Source organism: Mesorhizobium sp. CA6 (assembly GCF_020165035.1).
Lineage (GTDB): Bacteria > Pseudomonadota > Alphaproteobacteria > Rhizobiales > Rhizobiaceae > Mesorhizobium.
Map to the genome: position 1 here is coordinate 37910 of NZ_JAIUHI010000007.1, position 18919 is coordinate 56828.

Sequence of the window (18919 nt, forward strand, 5' to 3'; positions counted from 1 at the left end):
CCTAATCGATTTAAATGCGACCTTCTGCGGCTGGATTCTTGCGCTTTCCGCCGTTATGACACTGCGGACCCATCCGCCCCAAGGGAGAGAACAATGACCGTCAGAGTTGCCATCAACGGATTTGGCCGCATCGGCCGCAACATCCTGCGCGCCATCCATGAATCCGGCCGCAAGGACATCGACGTGGTCGCCGTCAACGACCTCGGCCCGGTCGAGACCAACGCGCACCTGTTGCGCTATGATAGCGTGCATGGCCGCTTCCCGCATGAAGTGACCGTGGACGGCGACCAGATCTCGGTCGGCAAGGAGAAGTTCAAGGTCACCGCGATCAAGGATCCGACCCAACTGCCCTGGAAGGAGCTCGGTGTCGACATCGCGCTCGAATGTACCGGCATCTTCACCGCCCGCGACAAGGCCGCCGCGCATCTCACCGCCGGCGCCAAGCGCGTGCTCGTCTCGGCCCCGGCCGAAGGCGCCGACCTCACCGTCGTATACGGCATCAACCACGACAAGCTGACCAAGGACCACATCGTCATCTCGAACGCGTCCTGCACCACCAACTGCCTGGCGCCGCTGGCGGCCGTGCTGCACGAGACCGTCGGCATCGAGAAGGGCATGATGACGACGATCCATTCCTACACTGGCGACCAGCCGACGCTGGACACCATGCACAAGGATCTTTACCGCGCCCGCGCCGCGGCGCTGTCGCAGATCCCGACCTCGACGGGCGCCGCCAAGGCGATCGGCCTTGTCCTGCCCGAGCTCAAGGGCAAGCTCGACGGCATTTCGATCCGCGTGCCGACCCCGAACGTCTCGGTTGTCGACTTCAAGTTCATCGCCAGGCGCTCGACCTCCGCGCAGGAGATCAACGAAGCGGTCATCGCCGCGTCCAATGGCAAGCTGAAGGGCGTTCTGTCGGTCACCCATCACCCGAACGTGTCGATCGACTTCAACCACGACCCGCATTCCTCGATCGTGGCACTCGACCAGACCAAGGTGATGGACGGCAACTTCGTCTCGGTGCTGTCCTGGTACGACAACGAATGGGGCTTCTCGAACCGCATGGGCGACACCGCCGTCGCCTTCGGCAAGACCATCGGCTGATCGCTCGTCAATTTACAGTTCAAAACGCCCGGCTTCGGCCGGGCGTTTTCGTTTAAGTCTCGGCGGATCAGCGCACCATGGTGACTAGCCGGAACACCAATCGCGTCGTCATTCCAGAATCCGCGGCTGAGCTTCGCTCCTGCTTCGCCCTGGAATGACGAAGTTTGGAAGCATTGCACCCAAAAAACATCCTGTTGCCTTGCACTGGTCATGTCTTCGCCCCACTCTCCCGTAAAGCCACAAGCAGAGGGATTTGGAGGGGCAACAGCGGATGGAGCATGCGATCTATCTCGTGACGCTGGTCGGCACGGCGCTCATTGTCGCCGCCGCGTTTTCGAGCCTGATCGCCTTCCGCTTCGGCGCTCCGTTGCTGCTGCTCTTCCTCTGCATCGGGCTTGCCACCGGCGTCGACGGCCTCGGCATCGAATTCGACAATGCGCGGCTGGCTTATTTTGCCGGCTCACTGGCTTTGGCCGTGATCCTGTTCGATTCCGGTTTCGGCACGCCGCTCAACGCGCTCAGGCAAGCAGCCGGGCCGGCGCTGTCGCTGGCCACGATCGGCGTTATCCTGACCACAGCCATCTTCAGCGCCGCCGCTTCCTATGTTCTCAAGCTCAGCTGGCTGGAATCCTCCCTGCTTGGCGCTGCCGTCGCCTCCACCGACGCGGCCGCCGTCTTCTTCCTGCTGCGCGCCGGCGAGATCCACCTGCGCGAGCGCGTGCGCGCGACGCTCGAAGTGGAATCCGGCACCAACGACCCGATCGCCATCTTCCTCACCATCACCCTGGTCGAGATCATCGCCGCGCATGCCAACCCGGAAGCCAATGTGCTGGCCACCAACCTTTTGCTCGACTTCCTCGCCAATATGGGGCTCGGCGCCATCATCGGCGTGCTCGGCGGCTTTGCCATCGTGCGTCTGGTCGAGCGGTTGAATCTCGATCACGGCCTGCTGCCCATCTTCGTGCTGACGCTGTCGCTGATGGTGTTCGCGGCAGCCGGCGCCGTCGGCGGCTCGGGTTTCCTCGCCGTCTATCTTGCCGGACTGATCGCCGGCAATTCCGACATACGCGCCGTCACCATCCTGAAGCGCTTCCAGGACGGCATGTCGTGGCTGGCGCAGATCATCATGTTCCTGATCCTCGGGCTGTTCGCCACGCCCTCACAGTTCCCTGAGATCCTCGTGCCGGCGATCCTGCTCGGCCTGTTCCTGATCTTCGTCGCCCGCCCGGTCGCGGTCTGGCTCTGCCTGGTCCCGTTCCGGCTGCCGCGTCCCGAGGTCGCCTTCGTCTCCTGGGTCGGCCTGCGCGGCGCGGTCTCGATCCTGCTCGCCATCACGCCGCTGCTCGGCGGGCTCGAGCACGGCCGGCTGATCTTCAACGCCGCCTTCATCATCGTGCTGGTGTCGCTGGTGGTGCAGGGCTGGACGGTCGGTCCGCTGGCGCGCCGCCTCGGCCTGATCGTGCCGGCCCGTCTTGGGCCGCTGGACAAGGTGGAGCTCGAATTGCCGGGCTCGGCACATCATGAGCTGCTCGCCTATCGCGTAGCAGCCGGCAGTCCGGTGGCGCGCGGCGAGCGCATCCCGCGCTGGGCGAGGCCCTCGCTGGTGCTGCGCGACGGCCGCTCGATGCGCTTCCAGGACATGGGCCGGCTGGCGGCCGGCGATCAGGTCTACATCTTCGTACCGGACCGCTACCCGCGCCTGCTCGACAAGCTCTTCGCCAGCCGCGCGGTGGTCGATCCGGAGGATGCCGACTTCTTCGGCGCCTTTGCCGTCGATCCGGCCCGCTCGGCCGCGGAGCTGGAAGCCGCCTATGCCCCCGGCCTGTCCGAGGCCGAGCAGAAGCTCACCGTTGCAGCGCTCGTTACCGAGCGGCTTGGCGGCCGTGCCGAATATGCCGACCGTGTGATGATCGGACCGATCGAACTGATCGTGCGCGATGTCGATGAGAAAGGCAGAATCACCGGCCTCGGCCTGTCCTTCGAGCCGACCGCGCCGGTCGCGCGCGTGCCGGTGTTCATGAGCGCCGGCGAGATCGGCGACCGCATCGCGGCGCTGATCCGCAGCTGGCGCAGGCCGGCGGAGAAGCAGGCAGCCGACGACGTGCCGGTCGACACCGTGGCGCCGGCAGCGGACGGGCAGAAGGCAACCGGCGAAGGCTGATGTCTCACGGCGACATCATTTTTGCGCGCGCGCCATTGACGCGGCCCTTGCATCGTCCTTCGCGCCGAGTAAGGTCGCCGCGTTTTCGCTAGAGCAATTTCACGAAAAGTGTGGGCGGTTTTCCGTCCGGATTGCGTCAAGGCACCAGGAAGGAACGACCATGGCCGGCTTTAAGACACTCGATGATATCGGCGCCGTCAGCGGCAAGCGCGTCCTGGTGCGCGTTGACCTCAACGTTCCCGTCGCCGACGGCAAGGTGACCGACGCCACTCGCATCGAGCGCATCGCGCCGACCATCGCCGAGCTCTCGAAAAAGGGCGCCAAGGTCATCCTGCTTGCGCATTTCGGCCGCCCCAAAGACGGCCCGTCGGACGAATTCTCGCTGGAGCCGATCGCCAGGGCCACGGCTGACGTTCTCGGCCGCCCGGTCGGTTTCGCCGCCGACTGCATCGGCGCCAAGGCCGCCGAAGCCGTCGCGGCGATGAAGGACGGCGACGTCCTGCTGCTCGAGAACACTCGCTTCCACAAGGCGGAGGAGAAGAACGAACCGGCCTTCACCGAACAGCTCGCCGCCAATGGCGACATCTATGTCAACGACGCCTTTTCGGCCGCGCACCGCGCGCATGCTTCGACCGAGGGTCTGGCGCATCATTTGCCGGCCTATGCCGGCCGCACCATGCAGGCCGAGCTCGACGCGCTGGAAAAGGGCCTCGGCGATCCGGTACGGCCGGTGGTGGCCATCGTCGGCGGCGCCAAGGTCTCGACCAAGATCGACCTGTTGATGAACCTGGTGAAGAAGGTCGATGCGCTGGTGATCGGCGGCGGCATGGCCAATACCTTCCTTGCCGCGCGCGGCACCGATGTCGGCAAATCGCTCTGCGAGCATGACCTCGCCGGCACCGCCAAGCAGATCATGATCGAGGCGGCGGAAGCCGGCTGCGCCATCATCCTGCCCGCCGACGGCGTGGTCGCTAAGGAATTCAAGGCGGGCGCCGCCAGCGAGACCGTCGCCATCTCGGACGTGCCGTCCGACGGCATGATCCTCGATGTCGGTGCAAAGACCGTGCAGAGCGTCAACGACTGGATTGACCGCGCCGCGACGCTGGTCTGGAACGGGCCGCTCGGCGCCTTCGAGATCGAGCCCTTCGACCGCGCCACGGTGGCCGCGGCAAAGCATGCCGCCGCACGCACCAAGGAAGGCAAGCTGGTCTCGGTAGCCGGCGGCGGCGACACGGTGGCCGCGCTCAACCATGCTGGCGTCGCCGACGACTTCACCTATGTCTCGACCGCCGGCGGCGCGTTCCTCGAATGGATGGAAGGCAAGCCGCTGCCCGGCGTCGAGGTGCTGAAGCGGTAAACAGTCCGAGACCAGGCAAAGCCCGCGCGGCTTTCAATCGATTCTAGCTTTCCGGCGTCATTCCTTTGGCGGTAGTGTTCTGCTAGCGCGGAATAAACGCAGCGTAGGAGAGCACCCATGAGCGAACGTCTCGAAGATATCGCCGCCGCGATGGTGAGCGGCGGCAAGGGCCTGTTGGCCGCCGATGAGAGCTCCGGCACCATCAAGAAGCGTTTTGACGTCATCGGCGTCGAATCCACGGCCGATAACCGGCGCGACTATCGCGAGATGATGTTCCGGTCCAAGGAGGCGATGTCAAAATACATCTCCGGCGTCATTCTCTACGATGAGACCATTCGCCAGAAGGCCGCCGACGGCACACCGCTGGTCGACATCATCAAGGCGTCCGGCGCCATTCCCGGCATCAAAGTCGATCTCGGCGCCAAGCCTCTCGCCGGCTTTCCCGGCGACACCATCACCGAGGGCCTGGATGGGCTGCGCGAGCGGCTCGCCGACTACTACAAGCTTGGCGCCCGTTTCGCCAAATGGCGCGCCGTGATCGACATCGACACCGGCAAAGGCGTACCCTCGGCCAATTCGATCGCCTCGAACACCCACGCGCTGGCCCGCTATGCCGCGCTCTGCCAGGAAGCCGGCATCGTGCCGATCGTCGAGCCGGAAGTGCTGATGGACGGGGCGCATTCGATCGACACCTGCTACGACGTCTCCAAGGCGACGCTGATCAAGCTCTATGACGAGCTCTACGCGGCGCGCGTCATTCTGGAAGGGTCGATCCTGAAGCCGAACATGGTCATCTCCGGCAAGAAGTCCGGCAAGACCGACAGCCCGGAGGAAATCGCCGAAAAGACGATAAAGCTGTTCCGCGAAGTGGTGCCGTCGGCAGTGCCCGGCATTGCCTTCCTCTCCGGCGGCCAGGAGGACGAGGAGGCGACCGCCAACCTCAATGCCATCAACGCCATCGGCCCGCACCCTTGGAAACTGACCTTCTCCTATGGCCGCGCGCTGCAGGCCGCGCCGCAGAAGGCGTGGAGTGGCAAGGCCTCGAATGTTGCCGCCGGCCAGGCTGCCTTCACTCACCGGGCCCATATGAACCATCTGGCGGCGCTCGGAAAATGGCAGCCGGCGCTGGAAAAGGCCGCCTGACGCCATCTCTGAGCAGTGCATAAAACCCGGGCCGGCAGCCCGGGTTTTTGCTTTTTGCGAGCCGCGTTCCCACTTGTCAGGCGCCGACCGCTATCGACCATGTCGGATCGCGCCGATGTCGAACGTCCTTGGCAGGAGAGGACAGGAGATGGTCATGCATCGCAATGCCGTGGTTTCGCGCGAAGACTGGTTCGAAGCGCATCGCAAGCATCTCGAGCGCGAGAAGGAGCTGACAAAATTCCGCGAGCTTATCGCCGCGGAGCGGCGGCAGTTGCCCTGGTTCAAACTGCGCAAGGATTATGTTTTCGAGAGCGAAGCGGGGCCGAAGCATCTTGCCGAACTGTTCGCCGGCAAGAGCCAGCTCATCGTCTATCATTTCATGATGGCCCCGGGTTCCGACCACCGCTGCGAGGGCTGCTCGTTCCTCGCCGACCATATCGACGGCGCCGACCAGCATCTGAAGCATCATGACGTCTCGCTGGTCGTCGTCTCGCGTGCGCCGCTGGCCGAAATCCTGCCTTACAAGCAGCGCATGGGCTGGAAGTTCGACTGGGTGTCGTCCTATGCGTCCGATTTCAACTTCGACCTGCAGGTCTCCTTCACCGACAGGCAGATCGCGGCGGGCGAAACCACCTACAATTTCGAGAAGCGCCCGTTGCGCTCGAAAGACCTGCCCGGCACCAGCATCTTCTATCGCAACGAGTGCGGCGACATCTTTCTCACCTTCATGTCGCGCGCCCGCGGCGGCGACGCGCTCATCGGCACCTATCATTATCTCGACATGACGCCGAAGGGCCGCGGCGAGACGGGTCCCTATCACAACCTGATGGACTGGGTGCGCCTGCATGACGAATATCGGGACAAAGACAAGGACCGGTCGGACTGCTGCGCGTGAACGGCAGGACGCACCACTCGCGAGCTGTCCTCCCCCGAACATGGACAGGCCTACGCCCAGTGCCCAAGCACCGCCGCCAGCGAGATAGCGGCCATCGCAAGCAGCGCCAGCTTCCAAAAATCGCCGCGCCGCTTCAGCCCCGGCCAGCCCAGCGGCTTGATGACCTGGATCAGCATGATGCCGCAGATGACAAGGGCGAGCAGTTTCGTCATGCCGCCTTTGATCAGCATCGATGGCGACTGTCAAAGCTGTTCTCGAGCGCACCCTCGGGGGGAGCATTCCTGACAGAAATAGGGCCTATTCGAACGCTGCGAGGCGGCACCGCACCGTCTTGCTCCGCACCCTGCCAACCTCCTGACAGACTGCTGTCAGGAGAGGTGTGAGATACTCTTCTCATCAAAAAGAGAGGAGTGAGGTCATGAACGGTTTTACAATTCTGCGTAGTGTGCAGCATTATGTCGGCAGAATCCGGACCGTGCGCAACGAGATTCGCACCCAGCGTTTCCTGAACACCTTGCCGGCGGACATCCGCAAGGACATCGGCTGGCCGGACCTTTACCAGGGCCGCGTGCGCGAAAACTGAAATTTTGCTGCCGCGACTTGGATTGTGGCGGCAGCGCGCCCAGATGTAATGGCGGCCAGCGATGTTGAGTTCAGGGAAAGAAGCCTTTGTTTGCCGGTAGCTTCGCCGCAGCCTCCTGACAGTATGTTGTCAGGAGGCATGCGGTAATTGGAGCAGCTTCGATCCTGACAAAAACGAACATGGTTCGACTATCCGGAGTAATCCGCAATGGTGAGAAGCTGGAACGACAAGCTGAACGCACCGGGCGTCAACCACATCAAGCCGTCGCCGCGACTGTCCTTCGGAACGAAATTCGTTGCCGCGCAGCGCAAGCGCGAAGGGCTGAAGCCATAAACCCGGGGGGAGAAATCGATGCGCCGCGCCGACAGGCTTTTCCAGATCGTGCAGCATTTGCGGGGCGGCCGGCTGGTCACCGCGCAGAAACTCGGCACGTGGCTCGAGGTTTCCGAGCGCACCATTTACCGCGACATAGCCGACCTGCAGTCGACCGGCGTGCCGATCGATGGCGAAGCGGGCGTCGGCTACATGATGCGGGAGGGATTCGACCTTCCCCCGCTGATGTTCACACGTGACGAAATCGTGGCGCTGGTTGCCGGCGCCCGCATGGTGCGCGCCTTCGGCGGCGCTACGATGGCGAGGGCCGCCGACGAGGCGCTGGTCAAGATCGGCGCCGTGCTGCCCGACACCGAAAAGGACCGCATCGCCCGCACCGAGATCCACACGCCGATGTGGGTAGTGAGCGACGCCGCGCGGGAAGCGATCGACCTGATCGAGCGCGCCATCGAGAAGCGCCAGGTGCTGACCATCGACTATTCCGACGAAGCCGGCCGCGGCACCGCGCGCGACATCAGGCCGTTGGGGCTGTGGTTCTGGGGCAAGGTCTGGACACTGGTCGCCTGGTGCGAGATGCGCGACGATTTCCGCGCCTTCCGCATCGATCGCATCGCCTCGGTCGTCATTGCCGGCCGCATCTTCAAGCCGGAGCGGGGCAAGCAGCTCGCCGATTTCTACCGCGCCGTCGAGCGCTCAGAGGATTACGGCATGGCCCCCGACCGCGCCGCGCGGACGTGACTTGCGCTTTTCTCCTTCTCCCCTTGTGGGAGAAGGTGGCCGCGAAGCGGCCGGATGAGGGGTGTTCCAGGGAACGCCGACGTCTCACTCCGCTGGAACACCCCTCATCCGTCTCGGCGCTATCGCGCCGATCCACCTTCTCCCACAAGGGGAGAAGGTAAGAGCGCTCATTCCTCGTCTTCGTCCTTGTTCTTCGACTTGAGCGCCGAAAGCTTGGCGAAGACGGCGTTGGCATCGAGCTCCTGGTCCTCATCCTTCGGCTTCTCCGGCGCCGGCACCAGCCGTTCGGTGAGCGCGGCGGGCAGCAGCGTATCGCCGACCGGCTGCGCCGGCTCGCGGCCGCGCGAGGCGCGGTTGACTTCGAGGTCCAAGTCGATCTGCGAGGTGAGGCCGAGCGTCACCGGATCCATCGGCTGCAGATTGGCCGAGTTCCAGTGCTTGCGTTCGCGGATCTGCTCGATCGTCGACTTGGTGGTGCCTACGAGACGAGCAATCTGCGCATCCTTGAGCTCGGGATGGTTGCGCACCAGCCACAAGATGGCGTTCGGCCGGTCCTGGCGCTTCGACAGCGGCGTGTAGCGCGGGCCTTTGCGCTTCGATTCCGGCACCCGCACCTTCGGCTCCGACAGCTTCAGCCGGTAGTTGATGTCCTTCTCGCCGCGCGCGATCTCGTCGCGCGTCAACTGGCCGGTGATGATCGGGTCCATGCCCTTGATGCCCTGGGCCGACTCGCCGTCGGCGATCGCCTTGACCTCGAGCGGATGCAGCCCGCAGAACTGCGCGATCTGCTCGAAGGAAAGCGCGGTGTTGTCGACCAGCCAGACGGCGGTCGCCTTGGGCATCAGCAGCGAATTGGCCATGTCAAAAATCCTTCTCGTTCGCCCGCGTTCCCGCGCGGGCGGTGGTTTTAGAGCCACCAAAATGGGAAATTCGCGGCCTGTATAAACGCTCCCTCCAATTTTCGCAATGTTTTTGGGAAGGGCCGATTCAAGGCCCTAAAAAGACAAAACCCGCTGGACGAGGTCCAGCGGGCTTGGAACCGGAAACAAAGCAAGCGTCTCGACGGCTCTGGCTTGCATGTCGCAGCCCGACCGCGAGGCCGGGCTGCGTCTGATTACACCGCCTGGCGGGCGATACGCTCGATGTCGGCCCGGTTGATGCCGAGGTCGCTCAGCTGGCGGGCATTGAGCTTGTTCAATTCGCGCACGGTCTCGTTGTACATGCGCCACTTACGGAAAGCACTGATCGGGTTCATGATGGTTCTCCAGTCGTTTGGTCAAATCGTTTGATGCCGCGTAAATAGGCACTCCTGCCCACAAATTGAACGGACGCTTTTGCATGGCCGCAATGCGTTTTGTGCAATGCAGCATTAAGGTTTCGTTCAGCTTGGAACCGGACACGCGCCGACGCCAGGATGGGTCGAGATTCAGGTCGGGCGGAGTCGAAAATGGTGGACTTCGAGAACCGGAGCGGAGCGTACTTTAGTACGTGAGCACCGGAAGCGCAGAAGCCCGGCATTGGCAGGCCGGCCTCACCTGAATAACGACCCATCCTACTCCACGTCGAGGACGATCTTGCCGATATGCTCGCCCTCTTCCATCCGCTCGTGCGCCCGCCAGGCTTCGGTCAGCGGAAAGATCATGTCCATCACAGGAGCCACCTTGCGCGTGCCGAGCAGTGGCCACACCTGGGCCTCGAGCGCGGCTGCGATCGCCGCCTTGAACTCGACGGTACGCGGGCGAAGCGTCGAGCCGGTATGGGTCAGCCGCTTCACCATGACCTTGGAGAAGTCGGCGCTGGCCACGGCCCCGGCCTGCACCGCGATCTGTACGATGCGCCCTTCGACGGCCGCGGCATCGTAATTGCGCCCGACATAATCGCCGCCGACCATGTCGAGGATGACGTCGGCGCCCTTGCCATCAGTCGCATCCTTCACGGCGGCGACGAAATCCTCCTCGCGATAGTTGACTGCCCGGTCGGCGCCGAGCTTCAGGCAGGCGTCGCATTTCTCCTTGCTGCCGGCGGTGGTGATCACAGTGGCGCCGAAGGCCGAGGCGAGCTGGATGGCGGTGGTGCCAATGCCGGACGAACCGCCATGGACAAGCAGCGTCTCGCCTTTCTTGAGGCCGCCGCGCTCGAATACATTGTGCCAGACGGTGAAGTAGTTTTCCGGAACCGCGGCGGCTTCCGAATGCGTGAAACCCGCCGGCAGCGGCAGCACGCTGCCGGTATGAACCTTGACATATTCGGCATAGCCGCCGCCCGGCGTCAGCGCGCAGACCCGGTCGCCGATGCGCCAGCGCGATATCTCGTCGCCGAGCGCCGCGATTTCGCCCGACGCTTCGAGGCCCGGCAAGTCGGATGCACCGGGCGGCGGCGGATAGGCGCCCTTGCGCTGCTGGACGTCCGGCCGGTTGACGCCGGCCGCGTGCACCCGGATCAGCACTTCGCCGGGGCCGGGCACCGGCACGTCGCGCGTTTCCGGCTTGAGCACCTTTGGCCCACCCGGTTGCGAGATCGCGATGGCCGTCATCTTCGCCGGAATCTTCTGTCCGTTTGCCATGATATCGTGTCCTCCCTGTATCCCGGTCTATCGCCGCCCGTTTGCATCGGCGCCCCCGCCTGGAGCAGTTCGGCGCTTGAAGAAGCGCCAACTTGCTCCAACTCTTTGTTCCTACGCTATTCCGGGCGGAAAACCGCTACGCATTTTTCCCGGAATTGCTCTATGTATGCCGATTGCCAAATCAGGCAAATGGCCGAGTAAGAGAGGAGCGACGGATGGCGATCTTCGACGACGAACCCAGGAAAAAGCAGCGCCCGCACGAGATCGGCCAGGACCTGTCTTTGTTGTCCGTCGACGAATTGTCCGAGCGCATCGCATTGCTGCGCGATGAGATCGCCAGGCTGGAAGCCGAGCGCACCGCCAAGGGCGCCACCAAATCCGCCGCCGAGTCGCTGTTCCGCCGCGGATAAATTGTTCGGCGTGCTCTCTCGCCGCCGAAAAGCCCGAATACATCTGTCTTCAGGCCCTGCGTCTCGAACCCGGATCAAGCGATGTTTGCAACCTACAGACCGATCCTCTCGCTGCTGCGCGGCACCGCGTTCCTGCTCGCCGCATCCGGCCTGCACGGGCTGCTCCTGCCGCTGCGCGGCCAGGTGGAAGGCTTTTCGACCGCATCGCTCGGCCTGATGGGCACGGCCTGGGCCGGCGGCTTCGTCGCCGGCTGCTTCTTCGCGCCGCGTCTCGTGCGCCGCGCCGGCCATGTCAGGGCTTTCGGCGCCTTCGCCGCGTCGGGCGCGATCATCGCGCTGCTCACCGGCCTCATCATCGACGAATATTTCTGGATCCTTTTGCGCGCCTTCACCGGCTTCACCATGGCCGGGGCCTTCATGGTGATCGAGAGCTGGCTGAACGAGAAGGCCACCAACGAGAACCGCGGCACCGTCTTCGGCCTCTATATGATGGTCACCTATGCCTCGATCATGGGCGGCCAGATGATCGTCGCCGGCGGCGATGTTCGGTCGGCCTCGCTGTTCATGATCACCGGCATCCTGTTTTGCCTGTCGCTCATTCCGACGGCCGTGTCGACGCAGTCGCATCCCAAGCCCCTGCAGGACGTCAAGCTCGACGTCAAAGGCCTTTACGCCAACTCGCCGGTGTCGGCGGTGGCCTGCCTCCTGATCGGCATCGCCAACGGTGCCTGGGGCACGCTGGGCGCCGTCTATGGCGCGCGCGTCGGCATATCGACCGCCGAGATCGCGCTGATGATGAGCCTGGTGGTCATTTCCGGTGCCGCCATGCAGCTACCGGCCGGGCGGCTGTCGGATACAACCGACCGGCGCTTCGTGCTGGCCGGCGCAGCCTTCGGCGCAGCCCTGGTCGCGATGCTGATCTTCCTGATCGCGCCGCGTTCGGGCGTTTTCATCATCGTGATGACCGCCGCCTACGGCGCCTTCGCTTATACACTCTATTCGATCGCCGTCGCTCATGCCAACGACCACGCCCGCTCCGAGGACTTCGTCAAGGTTTCGGGCGGTCTGCTCTTGCTCTACGGCTTTGGCACGATGATCGGCCCGCTTTTGGCCGCGGCCTTGATGGGCTCGGTGCGTCCGGAGGGGCTTTTCCTGGCAACCGCGCTCGCGCATCTCAGCCTCGCCGGCTACACGCTGCTGCGCATCCGCGCCCGCGCGCCGGTGCCGATCGAAGACCGCGATGCCTTCAAGACGCAGCCCGCGGACCGCGCCGTCACGCCCGAGGCCACGCGGCTCGATCCGCGCAGAAAGGTTGAAACCGATAGTTGAGATTCGCGAGACTTTGCCTCACAAATAAAGGCATGATGTTTTCTGACGCCTTTATGGCGATAGCCGATCCCAACCGGCGCTATCTCTTGGAAGAACTCCGGCGCGGCCCAAAGACGGTGAACGAATTGGCCGCCGGACTGCCCGTCTCACGCCCGGCGGTTTCCCAGCATCTGAAGGTCCTGCTCGACGCCGGCCTGGTCAACGCCAAGCCCGAAGGCACGAGGCGCGTCTATACCGTCAGCAGCGCCGGCTTCCTCAGGCTCAATATCTGGCTCGACCAATTCTGGGAAACGGCGCCTGGGGAATAGTCTTTGGCGTTTGATGCATGTCGCTCAGAAGCGTGCAGCGGTTCTGAGACAACGACAGGCGTCAAGACCCAAAGCGCGATGCGCTTTGGCCGGAGTCCTCAGCTCCCAGTGCCGTCCCGAGCGCGTCGAGCAATTCGCCGGTGCCGTGCTCGCGGGTGGCCGGTGAGTCGATGCCGTCGAAAAAGGCGCCCTGTTCCGTCAGGATGAGCCGCGTTCCCTTGCCTTCGGCGATGAGCTCGATCGTCGCAAGCGACACGGAGACTCGGGTTTCGCCGAACAGAAGCTCATAGCTGTAGACGATGCGCCGGTTGGGCACGATATCGTGATAGATCGCGTTGTAGAAATGCATCTGTCCGTCGCTGGGACAGCCGGCATTCACTTCCTTGCCGCCGACCCGAAAATCCATCTCATGCCGGCTGGGCATGGGGTTGTCGGGGTCAAAGAACCAGCGCTTCTTCGCCGTCGGATCGCTCAGCGCGAAATAGACCTTCTCCGGCGCCGCCGGATAGACGCGCTCGATGACGAAGGTGGAATGGACGACGGATCGTTCGCTCATGACGGGACCCTTCAGGTTTCATCTTTCGTTTCAGCGAGGAAATCGCCGAGGCGGTCGAGCCGACGCTCCCAGGCAAGCCGTCGCTCGTTGATCCAGTGCTCGGCGGCCCGAAGCGCCTGCGGCTCGATCCGGCAGGTCCGCACCCGGCCAAGCTTTTCGGTCCGCACCAGGCCGCTTGCCTCAAGCACGTTGAGATGCTGGACGACGGCCGACAACGACATCGCTAACGGTTCAGCAAGCTGGCTGACCGAAGCCGGCCCGCGCGACAGACGGTCCACCATCTGCCGCCGCGCCGGGTCGGCGAGCGCCTGGAACATCAGGTCGAGCTGGGCGGGATCGTGGAGCACTCGCTCTAGCCGTTATTGTACGGAAAGAGCTTGAAGTAAGGTCCCGCTTCCTCGATCACCCGGGCGAAGGACGGGCGCGCGAGCAGCCGGTCGTGGTAGCGTTTCAAGGCCGGGAATTTTTCGCCGAAGGGCTCGACCTTGTTGGCGTAGAACAGCGCCGGCGAGGCGGCGCAGTCGGCCATGGTGAAGCTTTCGCCTACGGCCCAGGTCCTTGCCGCCATCTCCTCGTCGACAATGGCGTAGGAGTTGCGCAGCTGCGCGCGGGCCTCCTCGACCCCGAACGGATCGGTTTTGTCCGTCGGCCGCAGCCTGTCGCCGACGATCTTCTGCATCGGATGCTGCACGTAGAAATCGTAGAAGCGGTCTGCCTGGCGAACCTGCAGGGCGAGATCGATATCGGCGGGAATGAGCTCGACCGGCCCGGGGTAATGCGCGGCGAGATATTCGACGACGATGGTCGATTCCAGCATCGTGCGGTCCCGCGCATCGTCACGCAGCGCCGGCATCTTGCCGGTCGGCGACACTTTCAGGAATGCGGCGCGGGAAGCCTCGTCGCCGAGGTCGACAATGACCGGCTCGAATGGCGTGTCGTTCTCGTAAAGCGCGATTAGCGGCTTCCAGCAGAACGAGGCCAGCGGGTGGAAATGCAGCGTCAGGGACATTCCGGCTCTCTTTCGCATTCGGATAATCGATACTGAAGTAACTACTTCACTATTGTCGCGGACGGCTCGAGTCAAGCCGGCGTCTTGCCGGCGCTAGCGGTGTGCGGCGATGGCTTCGACGATCTGTGGCCAGTCGTTGCGATGCAGTTCGTGGCCACCGCCTTCGACCTTGACCAGCCTCGCGCCAGGAACGGCTTCGGCCAAAGCTTGGCCATGCTCGATCGGGAAGAGCGGATCGGCGGTGCCGTGGATGACGAGCAACGGCACGCGAAGATCCCGCACCGTCCGCTGCGAGCCGCCGCCTTTGAGCAGGAAATGGTTGGTCGCGCTGGCCAGACCGCCGGAGCGGTCGTAATCCTCCTCGATCATCTTGCGCGTCCGCCCCTCATCGAACGGATGGCGAGTGCTGGCAATCGCACAGGCGTCCTTGACCATCAAGTCGATCACCTGCTCCCGCTTTGACCAGTCGATATTGCCGCCTTCGGCCGAGTGCTGCTTGTAGGCTTCGGTCGTTCCGGGCAGGCCGGATGTATCGACGCCGAGCGGCGAACAGGAGATCACGGTGAGCGCGCTGACGCGTTCGGGATATTTCAGCGCCACGCTTTGCGCGAGCATGCCGCCCATCGACATGCCGGCGACATGCGCTCTGGTGACGCCATGGTCGTCGAGCACGCGCATGGCGTCGTCCACCATGTCCTCGAACGTGTAGGACGGCGCGCCCGGCGGAAATTTGGTCGATAGGCCCGTGTCGCGGTTGTCGTAGCGGATGACGAAGCGGCCGCGCTCGGCAAGTTGCCGGCAGAAGGCTTCCGGCCACCACAGCATCGAAGCCATGGCGCCCATGATCAAAAGGATCGGCGGATTTTTCGGACTGCCGAAGCTTTCCGAAATGATGTCGGGAAGCTGCGCCGCGTTGGTCATCTGCTCCTCCTATCCGATTGCAATTTGCAATCAGTTGCACGATAATCAAACCGATATCATAATGCAACTGGTTTTTCTGGAGAGTGCCATGAGCATCGACCGTCGGTCCGGCTGCCCGATCAATCTGTCGCTCGAAGTCTTTGGCGACCGCTGGAGCCTGATCATCCTGCGCGACATGATCTTTGGCGGCCGGCGCCATTTTCGCGAGTTGCTCAACGGCTCGCTGGAAGGCATCGCCTCCAACATCCTGGCCGACCGGCTGAAACGGCTGATGGAGCTTGGCCTGCTGACCAAGGCCGACGACCCCAGCCACAAGCAGAAGGCGATCTACAGCCTGACCGAGATGGCGATCACGCTGGTGCCGATCCTGGCGCAGCTCGGCGCCTGGGGACGCGTCTGGCTGCCGGTCACGGAAGAATTGTCGATCCGCGCCGAGCTGCTCGAAAAGGGCGGCCCACCGCTATGGGACCAATTCATGGACGAACTGCGTCACGAGCATCTGGGCGCGCCATCCAAGACGCCGCCGGGCACGCCAACCGTGCGCCAGCAACTGCGCGCTGCCTACGAGGAAGTGGTCGCACGAAAGGCTGAGGCAACGTCAATTTAAGTTTATATCCCGGCTGGCCGACCGCATCGACACCGAGAAGCCGGCCAGCACGTCGAACAGCGCGATGACCATCAGCGTGAAGAAGACGGAGTGCGCCGCGCCCTTCACCAGCAGGAATTCGACCAGGAAGGCGATGAAGACCAGCGTCGACAAAAGATGATCGAGGATCGAGGCATTGGTGGTGCGCACCGATTTTGAGATCTCGACGAACAGGAAGATCAGCCCGATCAGCACCATCAGGCCACCGAGCGTCATCGAGAACACGCCGCCCGACATCATGCGGAAGGAGAACATCTCGGTCGTCCAGGGATCGTCGCCGCCGCCGAACAATCCCAGCAGGCCGAGATTGTAGAGGACGAAGGGCACGATCAGCAGCGGGACGGCACCGAACATCTGGGCGACTCCATGGGCACCCCTTTTGTAAAATCCGCGGCAGGCGCGCCGTCAAGGCTTTTCGCCGGCGGCGGCGAACACGCTCTAAGACCTAATGAAATAACAATGTCAGCCGGTTGTCCGGCTTTTCTGCAGCCTGCGAGGCCCAGGCCTCCATCAACCAAGGGCCGCACGCAAAAAGACCGGCCAGAGGCCGGTCTTTTGAAACGTCACGAACCGCGGAAGCCTCTCAGCTTTCCTTCGGCTCAAGAACCTGGCGGCCGCGATACATGCCGGTCTTCAGGTCGATGTGATGCGGGCGGCGCATTTCGCCGGAATTCTTGTCCTCGACATAGGTCGGGGCCTTGAGCGCGTCGGCCGAGCGGCGCATGCCGCGCTTCGACGGAGAGGTTTTTCTTTTTGGAACGGCCATGGATATGCTCCACTACATGGTCAAAATGCCCCGGCAACCCTCGCGAAAGGGCCGCATCGAGGCCATAATCTGAGAAAGTCGGGTGCCTATACACGCCTTGCGCCGTTTTGGCCAGCGCCGGCGCGAATTTTTTTGCCGCAGGAGGACAGGAACTAGGTGTGTCGAGATTCAAGTCAGGCCGAGCCGAGAACGGTGGCCACCGAGAACCGGAGCGGAGCGTACTTAAAATACGTGAGCACCGGAAGCGCAGGTAGCCGCCGTTCGCAGGCCGGGCTCACTTGAATATCGATGCACCTAGTCAAGGCAGCCGACATAGGCGCCTGACCTGCTCGCGCGCCGCTCGATCAGCGAGGCCAGCCGCCGCAGGCCCGGCCCCGGCCTGGCGGGATTGCGCGCGATCGGGTTGGGAAGGCTGACGGCGAGCAGCGCCGCCTGCCGGCGCGACAATTGCTTGGCAGAGACGCCGAAATGATGCCGGGCGGCGGCCTCGATGCCATAGATGCCCGGCCCCCATTCGGCGATGTTGAGATAGATTTCCATGATCCGCCGCTTCGACATCACAGCATCGAAATAGACGGCCAGGGGCAGCTCGACCACCTTGCGCACGCTGCCCAATGGGCGCGACCACAGAAAAAGGTTCTTCACCGTCTGCATGGTGATGGTGGAGGCGCCGCGCGTCGCCTCGCCGGCCAGCGCGTCGTCGACCACGCCGCGCAACTCGCCCAGATCGACGCCGCGATGAAAGCAGAACTGCCCGTCCTCCGACATGATCACCGAATGCGCCAGCACCGGCGCCACGTCATCGATCGAAACCCAGCGCCGGTCGTAGCCGGAAAAAGTCACGAGGTCCTTCAGCATTAGCGTCGAGACCGGATGCACGAAAGGTGGCAGATAAAGAAAGGTGAGCACGACCGGTATGACTGCCAGCACGAGCGCCACGACCAGACAACGCCGGCCAAGCCGCTTGAGACCGGCGCGGTTCAGGCGCCGACGTCGCGCCATGTCCAGCCCTTCGCTTTCATATTCGACGATCGGTTCCGTCAAGCCGTCCACCCGTGCCTCGCCTCCTCCGGCATAAAGGCGCGAGCCTGCTTGCGCAATGTCTGAGTGTCGGCTACCGGTCCCGGCCATGGGCAAAGACGACCAGATCGCCTTCGAATCCGCGCTTTTCATGCGCGCCGCCGCGGTCGAGACCGAGCTGCGGCGGATCCTCGACGCGCGTCCGCTCACCAGTGAGATCGTGCGGCCGGAGCGCCTGATGGCGGCCATGCGCCATGGCGTGCTCAATGGCGGCAAGCGGCTGCGGCCATTTCTGGTCATGGAAAGTGCCGCGCTGTTTTCGGCCGATAGCGAGGCGGCGCTGCGCGTCGCCGTGGCGCTCGAATGCGTGCATTGCTACTCGCTCATCCATGACGACCTGCCTTCCATGGACGACGACGATTTGAGGCGCGGCCAGCCGACGGTGCACAGGGCCTTCGACGAGGCGACCGCGATCCTCGCCGGCGACGCGTTGCTGACCTTGGCCTTCGACGTCGTCGCCGACGAGGCGACGTTGCTGGCGGCGGAGCGCCGCGCCACCCTGGTTCTCGCCCTTGCCCGAGCGGCCGGTGCCGGCGGCATGGTCGGCGGCCAGATGCTGGACCTGGAAGCCGAGCGCGAACGGCCGGACGAGGCGGGCATCATCACGCTGCAGGCGATGAAGACCGGCGCGCTGATCCGCTTCGCCTGCGAGGCCGGCGCGATCGTCGCCGGCGCGCCTCCTGCCGAGCGCGAGCGGCTGGCGGAGTTTGGCTCGGCGATCGGCCTTGCCTTCCAGCTCGCCGACGACCTGCTCGACCTGACCGCCGACGCAAAGCAGATGGGCAAGGCGACGAACAAGGATGCGGCCGCCGGCAAGGCGACGCTCGCAGCACTGCACGGACCAGACTGGGCGCGCGGTCAGCTCCACGGCCTCATCGACCAGGCGCATGCGCTGCTCGAGCCCTATGGCGAGCGGGCTGAGCTGCTCAAGCAAGCGGCGACCTTCGTGGCGACGCGCAGCAACTGAACTGTGGCGCGGCGGGCGCCCATTGCGGAAGCCGACAACGGCTCCGATTG

General features: G+C 63.9%; 24 protein-coding genes. 13 read left to right on the forward strand and 11 right to left on the reverse strand.

Annotation, left to right across the window (positions count from 1 at the left end; translation table 11 throughout):
- Positions 1-93 precede the first annotated feature (93 nt).
- The 5 genes from gap to LB526_RS12235 all read left to right on the forward strand — a co-directional run bounded on the left by gap (position 94) and on the right by LB526_RS12235 (position 6660).
- A complete protein-coding gene (gene gap / locus LB526_RS12215) occupies positions 94-1104 on the forward strand; it encodes a type I glyceraldehyde-3-phosphate dehydrogenase (protein WP_224627810.1) in 1011 nt (336 codons plus the stop codon).
- 271 nt (positions 1105-1375) lie between these two features.
- The gene (locus LB526_RS12220) at positions 1376-3265 is read left to right on the forward strand and encodes a potassium/proton antiporter (RefSeq protein ID WP_224627812.1); all 1890 of its coding nucleotides are present in this window, start codon (positions 1376-1378) and stop codon (positions 3263-3265) included.
- 160 nt (positions 3266-3425) lie between these two features.
- Positions 3426-4622, forward strand: a complete 1197-nt coding sequence (locus LB526_RS12225; RefSeq protein ID WP_224627814.1) for a phosphoglycerate kinase — start codon at positions 3426-3428, stop codon at positions 4620-4622.
- Positions 4623-4739: 117 nt separating this feature from the next.
- Positions 4740-5765 carry a class I fructose-bisphosphate aldolase gene (locus tag LB526_RS12230; RefSeq protein ID WP_224627815.1) on the forward strand — a complete coding sequence of 342 codons (1026 nt, stop codon included), beginning with the start codon at positions 4740-4742 and terminating at the stop codon, positions 5763-5765.
- A 154-nt stretch (positions 5766-5919) separates the two neighbouring features.
- Positions 5920-6660 (forward strand): DUF899 domain-containing protein, encoded by a 741-nt coding sequence (locus LB526_RS12235; RefSeq protein WP_095767547.1) that lies wholly within the window; start codon positions 5920-5922, stop codon positions 6658-6660.
- Between the two features lie 50 nt (positions 6661-6710).
- Here the strand turns inward: LB526_RS12235 and LB526_RS12240 are convergent, their stop codons facing one another.
- Complete coding sequence (locus LB526_RS12240; RefSeq protein WP_224628003.1) at positions 6711-6890, reverse strand: hypothetical protein; 180 nt, start codon at positions 6888-6890, stop codon at positions 6711-6713.
- Between the two features lie 188 nt (positions 6891-7078).
- Here LB526_RS12240 and LB526_RS12245 point away from each other — a divergent pair, with 188 nt between their 5' ends.
- From LB526_RS12245 to LB526_RS12250, 3 genes are all read left to right on the forward strand, one after another.
- Positions 7079-7243 (forward strand): hypothetical protein, encoded by a 165-nt coding sequence (locus LB526_RS12245; protein ID WP_095767353.1) that lies wholly within the window; start codon positions 7079-7081, stop codon positions 7241-7243.
- 207 nt (positions 7244-7450) lie between these two features.
- Positions 7451-7576, forward strand: coding sequence for a hypothetical protein (locus LB526_RS29600; RefSeq protein ID WP_263483246.1), 126 nt, complete (start codon positions 7451-7453; stop codon positions 7574-7576).
- 18 nt (positions 7577-7594) lie between these two features.
- A complete protein-coding gene (locus LB526_RS12250) occupies positions 7595-8314 on the forward strand; it encodes a helix-turn-helix transcriptional regulator (RefSeq protein WP_040998805.1) in 720 nt (239 codons plus the stop codon).
- A gap of 167 nt (positions 8315-8481) precedes the next feature.
- Here LB526_RS12250 and LB526_RS12255 read toward each other — a convergent pair whose 3' ends face one another.
- The 3 genes from LB526_RS12255 to LB526_RS12265 form a co-directional block, all read right to left on the reverse strand.
- On the reverse strand, positions 8482-9174 hold the full coding sequence (locus LB526_RS12255) for a DUF1013 domain-containing protein (protein ID WP_224545579.1): 693 nt from the start codon (positions 9172-9174) through the stop codon (positions 8482-8484).
- 254 nt (positions 9175-9428) lie between these two features.
- Positions 9429-9569: a DUF1127 domain-containing protein gene (locus LB526_RS12260; protein ID WP_095767350.1), complete on the reverse strand. Its 141-nt coding sequence runs from the start codon at positions 9567-9569 to the stop codon at positions 9429-9431.
- Positions 9570-9866: 297 nt separating this feature from the next.
- Positions 9867-10877, reverse strand: coding sequence for an NAD(P)H-quinone oxidoreductase (locus tag LB526_RS12265; RefSeq protein WP_224611139.1), 1011 nt, complete (start codon positions 10875-10877; stop codon positions 9867-9869).
- A gap of 215 nt (positions 10878-11092) precedes the next feature.
- On the opposite strand from LB526_RS12265, the gene LB526_RS12270 reads away from it, so the two are divergent.
- From LB526_RS12270 to LB526_RS12280, 3 genes are all read left to right on the forward strand, one after another.
- Entirely contained in the window at positions 11093-11287 is a 195-nt protein-coding gene (locus LB526_RS12270; protein WP_095767348.1) for a DUF1192 domain-containing protein, read from the forward strand.
- 81 nt (positions 11288-11368) lie between these two features.
- Positions 11369-12616, forward strand: coding sequence for an MFS transporter (locus tag LB526_RS12275; RefSeq protein WP_140841511.1), 1248 nt, complete (start codon positions 11369-11371; stop codon positions 12614-12616).
- Between the two features lie 32 nt (positions 12617-12648).
- Positions 12649-12924, forward strand: coding sequence for an ArsR/SmtB family transcription factor (locus tag LB526_RS12280; RefSeq protein ID WP_140841513.1), 276 nt, complete (start codon positions 12649-12651; stop codon positions 12922-12924).
- 61 nt (positions 12925-12985) lie between these two features.
- Here LB526_RS12280 and LB526_RS12285 read toward each other — a convergent pair whose 3' ends face one another.
- The 4 genes from LB526_RS12285 to LB526_RS12300 form a co-directional block, all read right to left on the reverse strand.
- Positions 12986-13480, reverse strand: a complete 495-nt coding sequence (locus tag LB526_RS12285; RefSeq protein ID WP_224627817.1) for an SRPBCC family protein — start codon at positions 13478-13480, stop codon at positions 12986-12988.
- A gap of 11 nt (positions 13481-13491) precedes the next feature.
- The gene (locus LB526_RS12290; protein ID WP_095767344.1) at positions 13492-13827 is read right to left on the reverse strand and encodes an ArsR/SmtB family transcription factor; all 336 of its coding nucleotides are present in this window, start codon (positions 13825-13827) and stop codon (positions 13492-13494) included.
- Positions 13828-13832: 5 nt separating this feature from the next.
- On the reverse strand, positions 13833-14489 hold the full coding sequence (locus tag LB526_RS12295) for a glutathione S-transferase family protein (RefSeq protein ID WP_224611144.1): 657 nt from the start codon (positions 14487-14489) through the stop codon (positions 13833-13835).
- Between the two features lie 93 nt (positions 14490-14582).
- The gene (locus LB526_RS12300; RefSeq protein WP_224627818.1) at positions 14583-15410 is read right to left on the reverse strand and encodes an alpha/beta fold hydrolase; all 828 of its coding nucleotides are present in this window, start codon (positions 15408-15410) and stop codon (positions 14583-14585) included.
- Between the two features lie 88 nt (positions 15411-15498).
- Here LB526_RS12300 and LB526_RS12305 point away from each other — a divergent pair, with 88 nt between their 5' ends.
- Positions 15499-16017, forward strand: a complete 519-nt coding sequence (locus LB526_RS12305; protein ID WP_224627819.1) for a winged helix-turn-helix transcriptional regulator — start codon at positions 15499-15501, stop codon at positions 16015-16017.
- Here the strand turns inward: LB526_RS12305 and LB526_RS12310 are convergent.
- The 3 genes from LB526_RS12310 to LB526_RS12320 form a co-directional block, all read right to left on the reverse strand.
- A complete protein-coding gene (locus LB526_RS12310; RefSeq protein ID WP_224627820.1) occupies positions 16009-16410 on the reverse strand; it encodes a hypothetical protein in 402 nt (133 codons plus the stop codon). The two genes, LB526_RS12305 and LB526_RS12310, sit on opposite strands and share 9 nt — an antisense overlap.
- 229 nt (positions 16411-16639) lie before the next feature.
- On the reverse strand, positions 16640-16822 hold the full coding sequence (gene rpmF, locus LB526_RS12315) for a 50S ribosomal protein L32 (RefSeq protein WP_006203806.1): 183 nt from the start codon (positions 16820-16822) through the stop codon (positions 16640-16642).
- A 294-nt stretch (positions 16823-17116) separates the two neighbouring features.
- Positions 17117-17875, reverse strand: a complete 759-nt coding sequence (locus LB526_RS12320) for a transglycosylase domain-containing protein (protein WP_095767340.1) — start codon at positions 17873-17875, stop codon at positions 17117-17119.
- A 76-nt stretch (positions 17876-17951) separates the two neighbouring features.
- Here LB526_RS12320 and LB526_RS12325 point away from each other — a divergent pair, with 76 nt between their 5' ends.
- Positions 17952-18869: a polyprenyl synthetase family protein gene (locus LB526_RS12325; protein WP_411967486.1), complete on the forward strand. Its 918-nt coding sequence runs from the start codon at positions 17952-17954 to the stop codon at positions 18867-18869.
- Positions 18870-18919 lie beyond the last annotated feature (50 nt).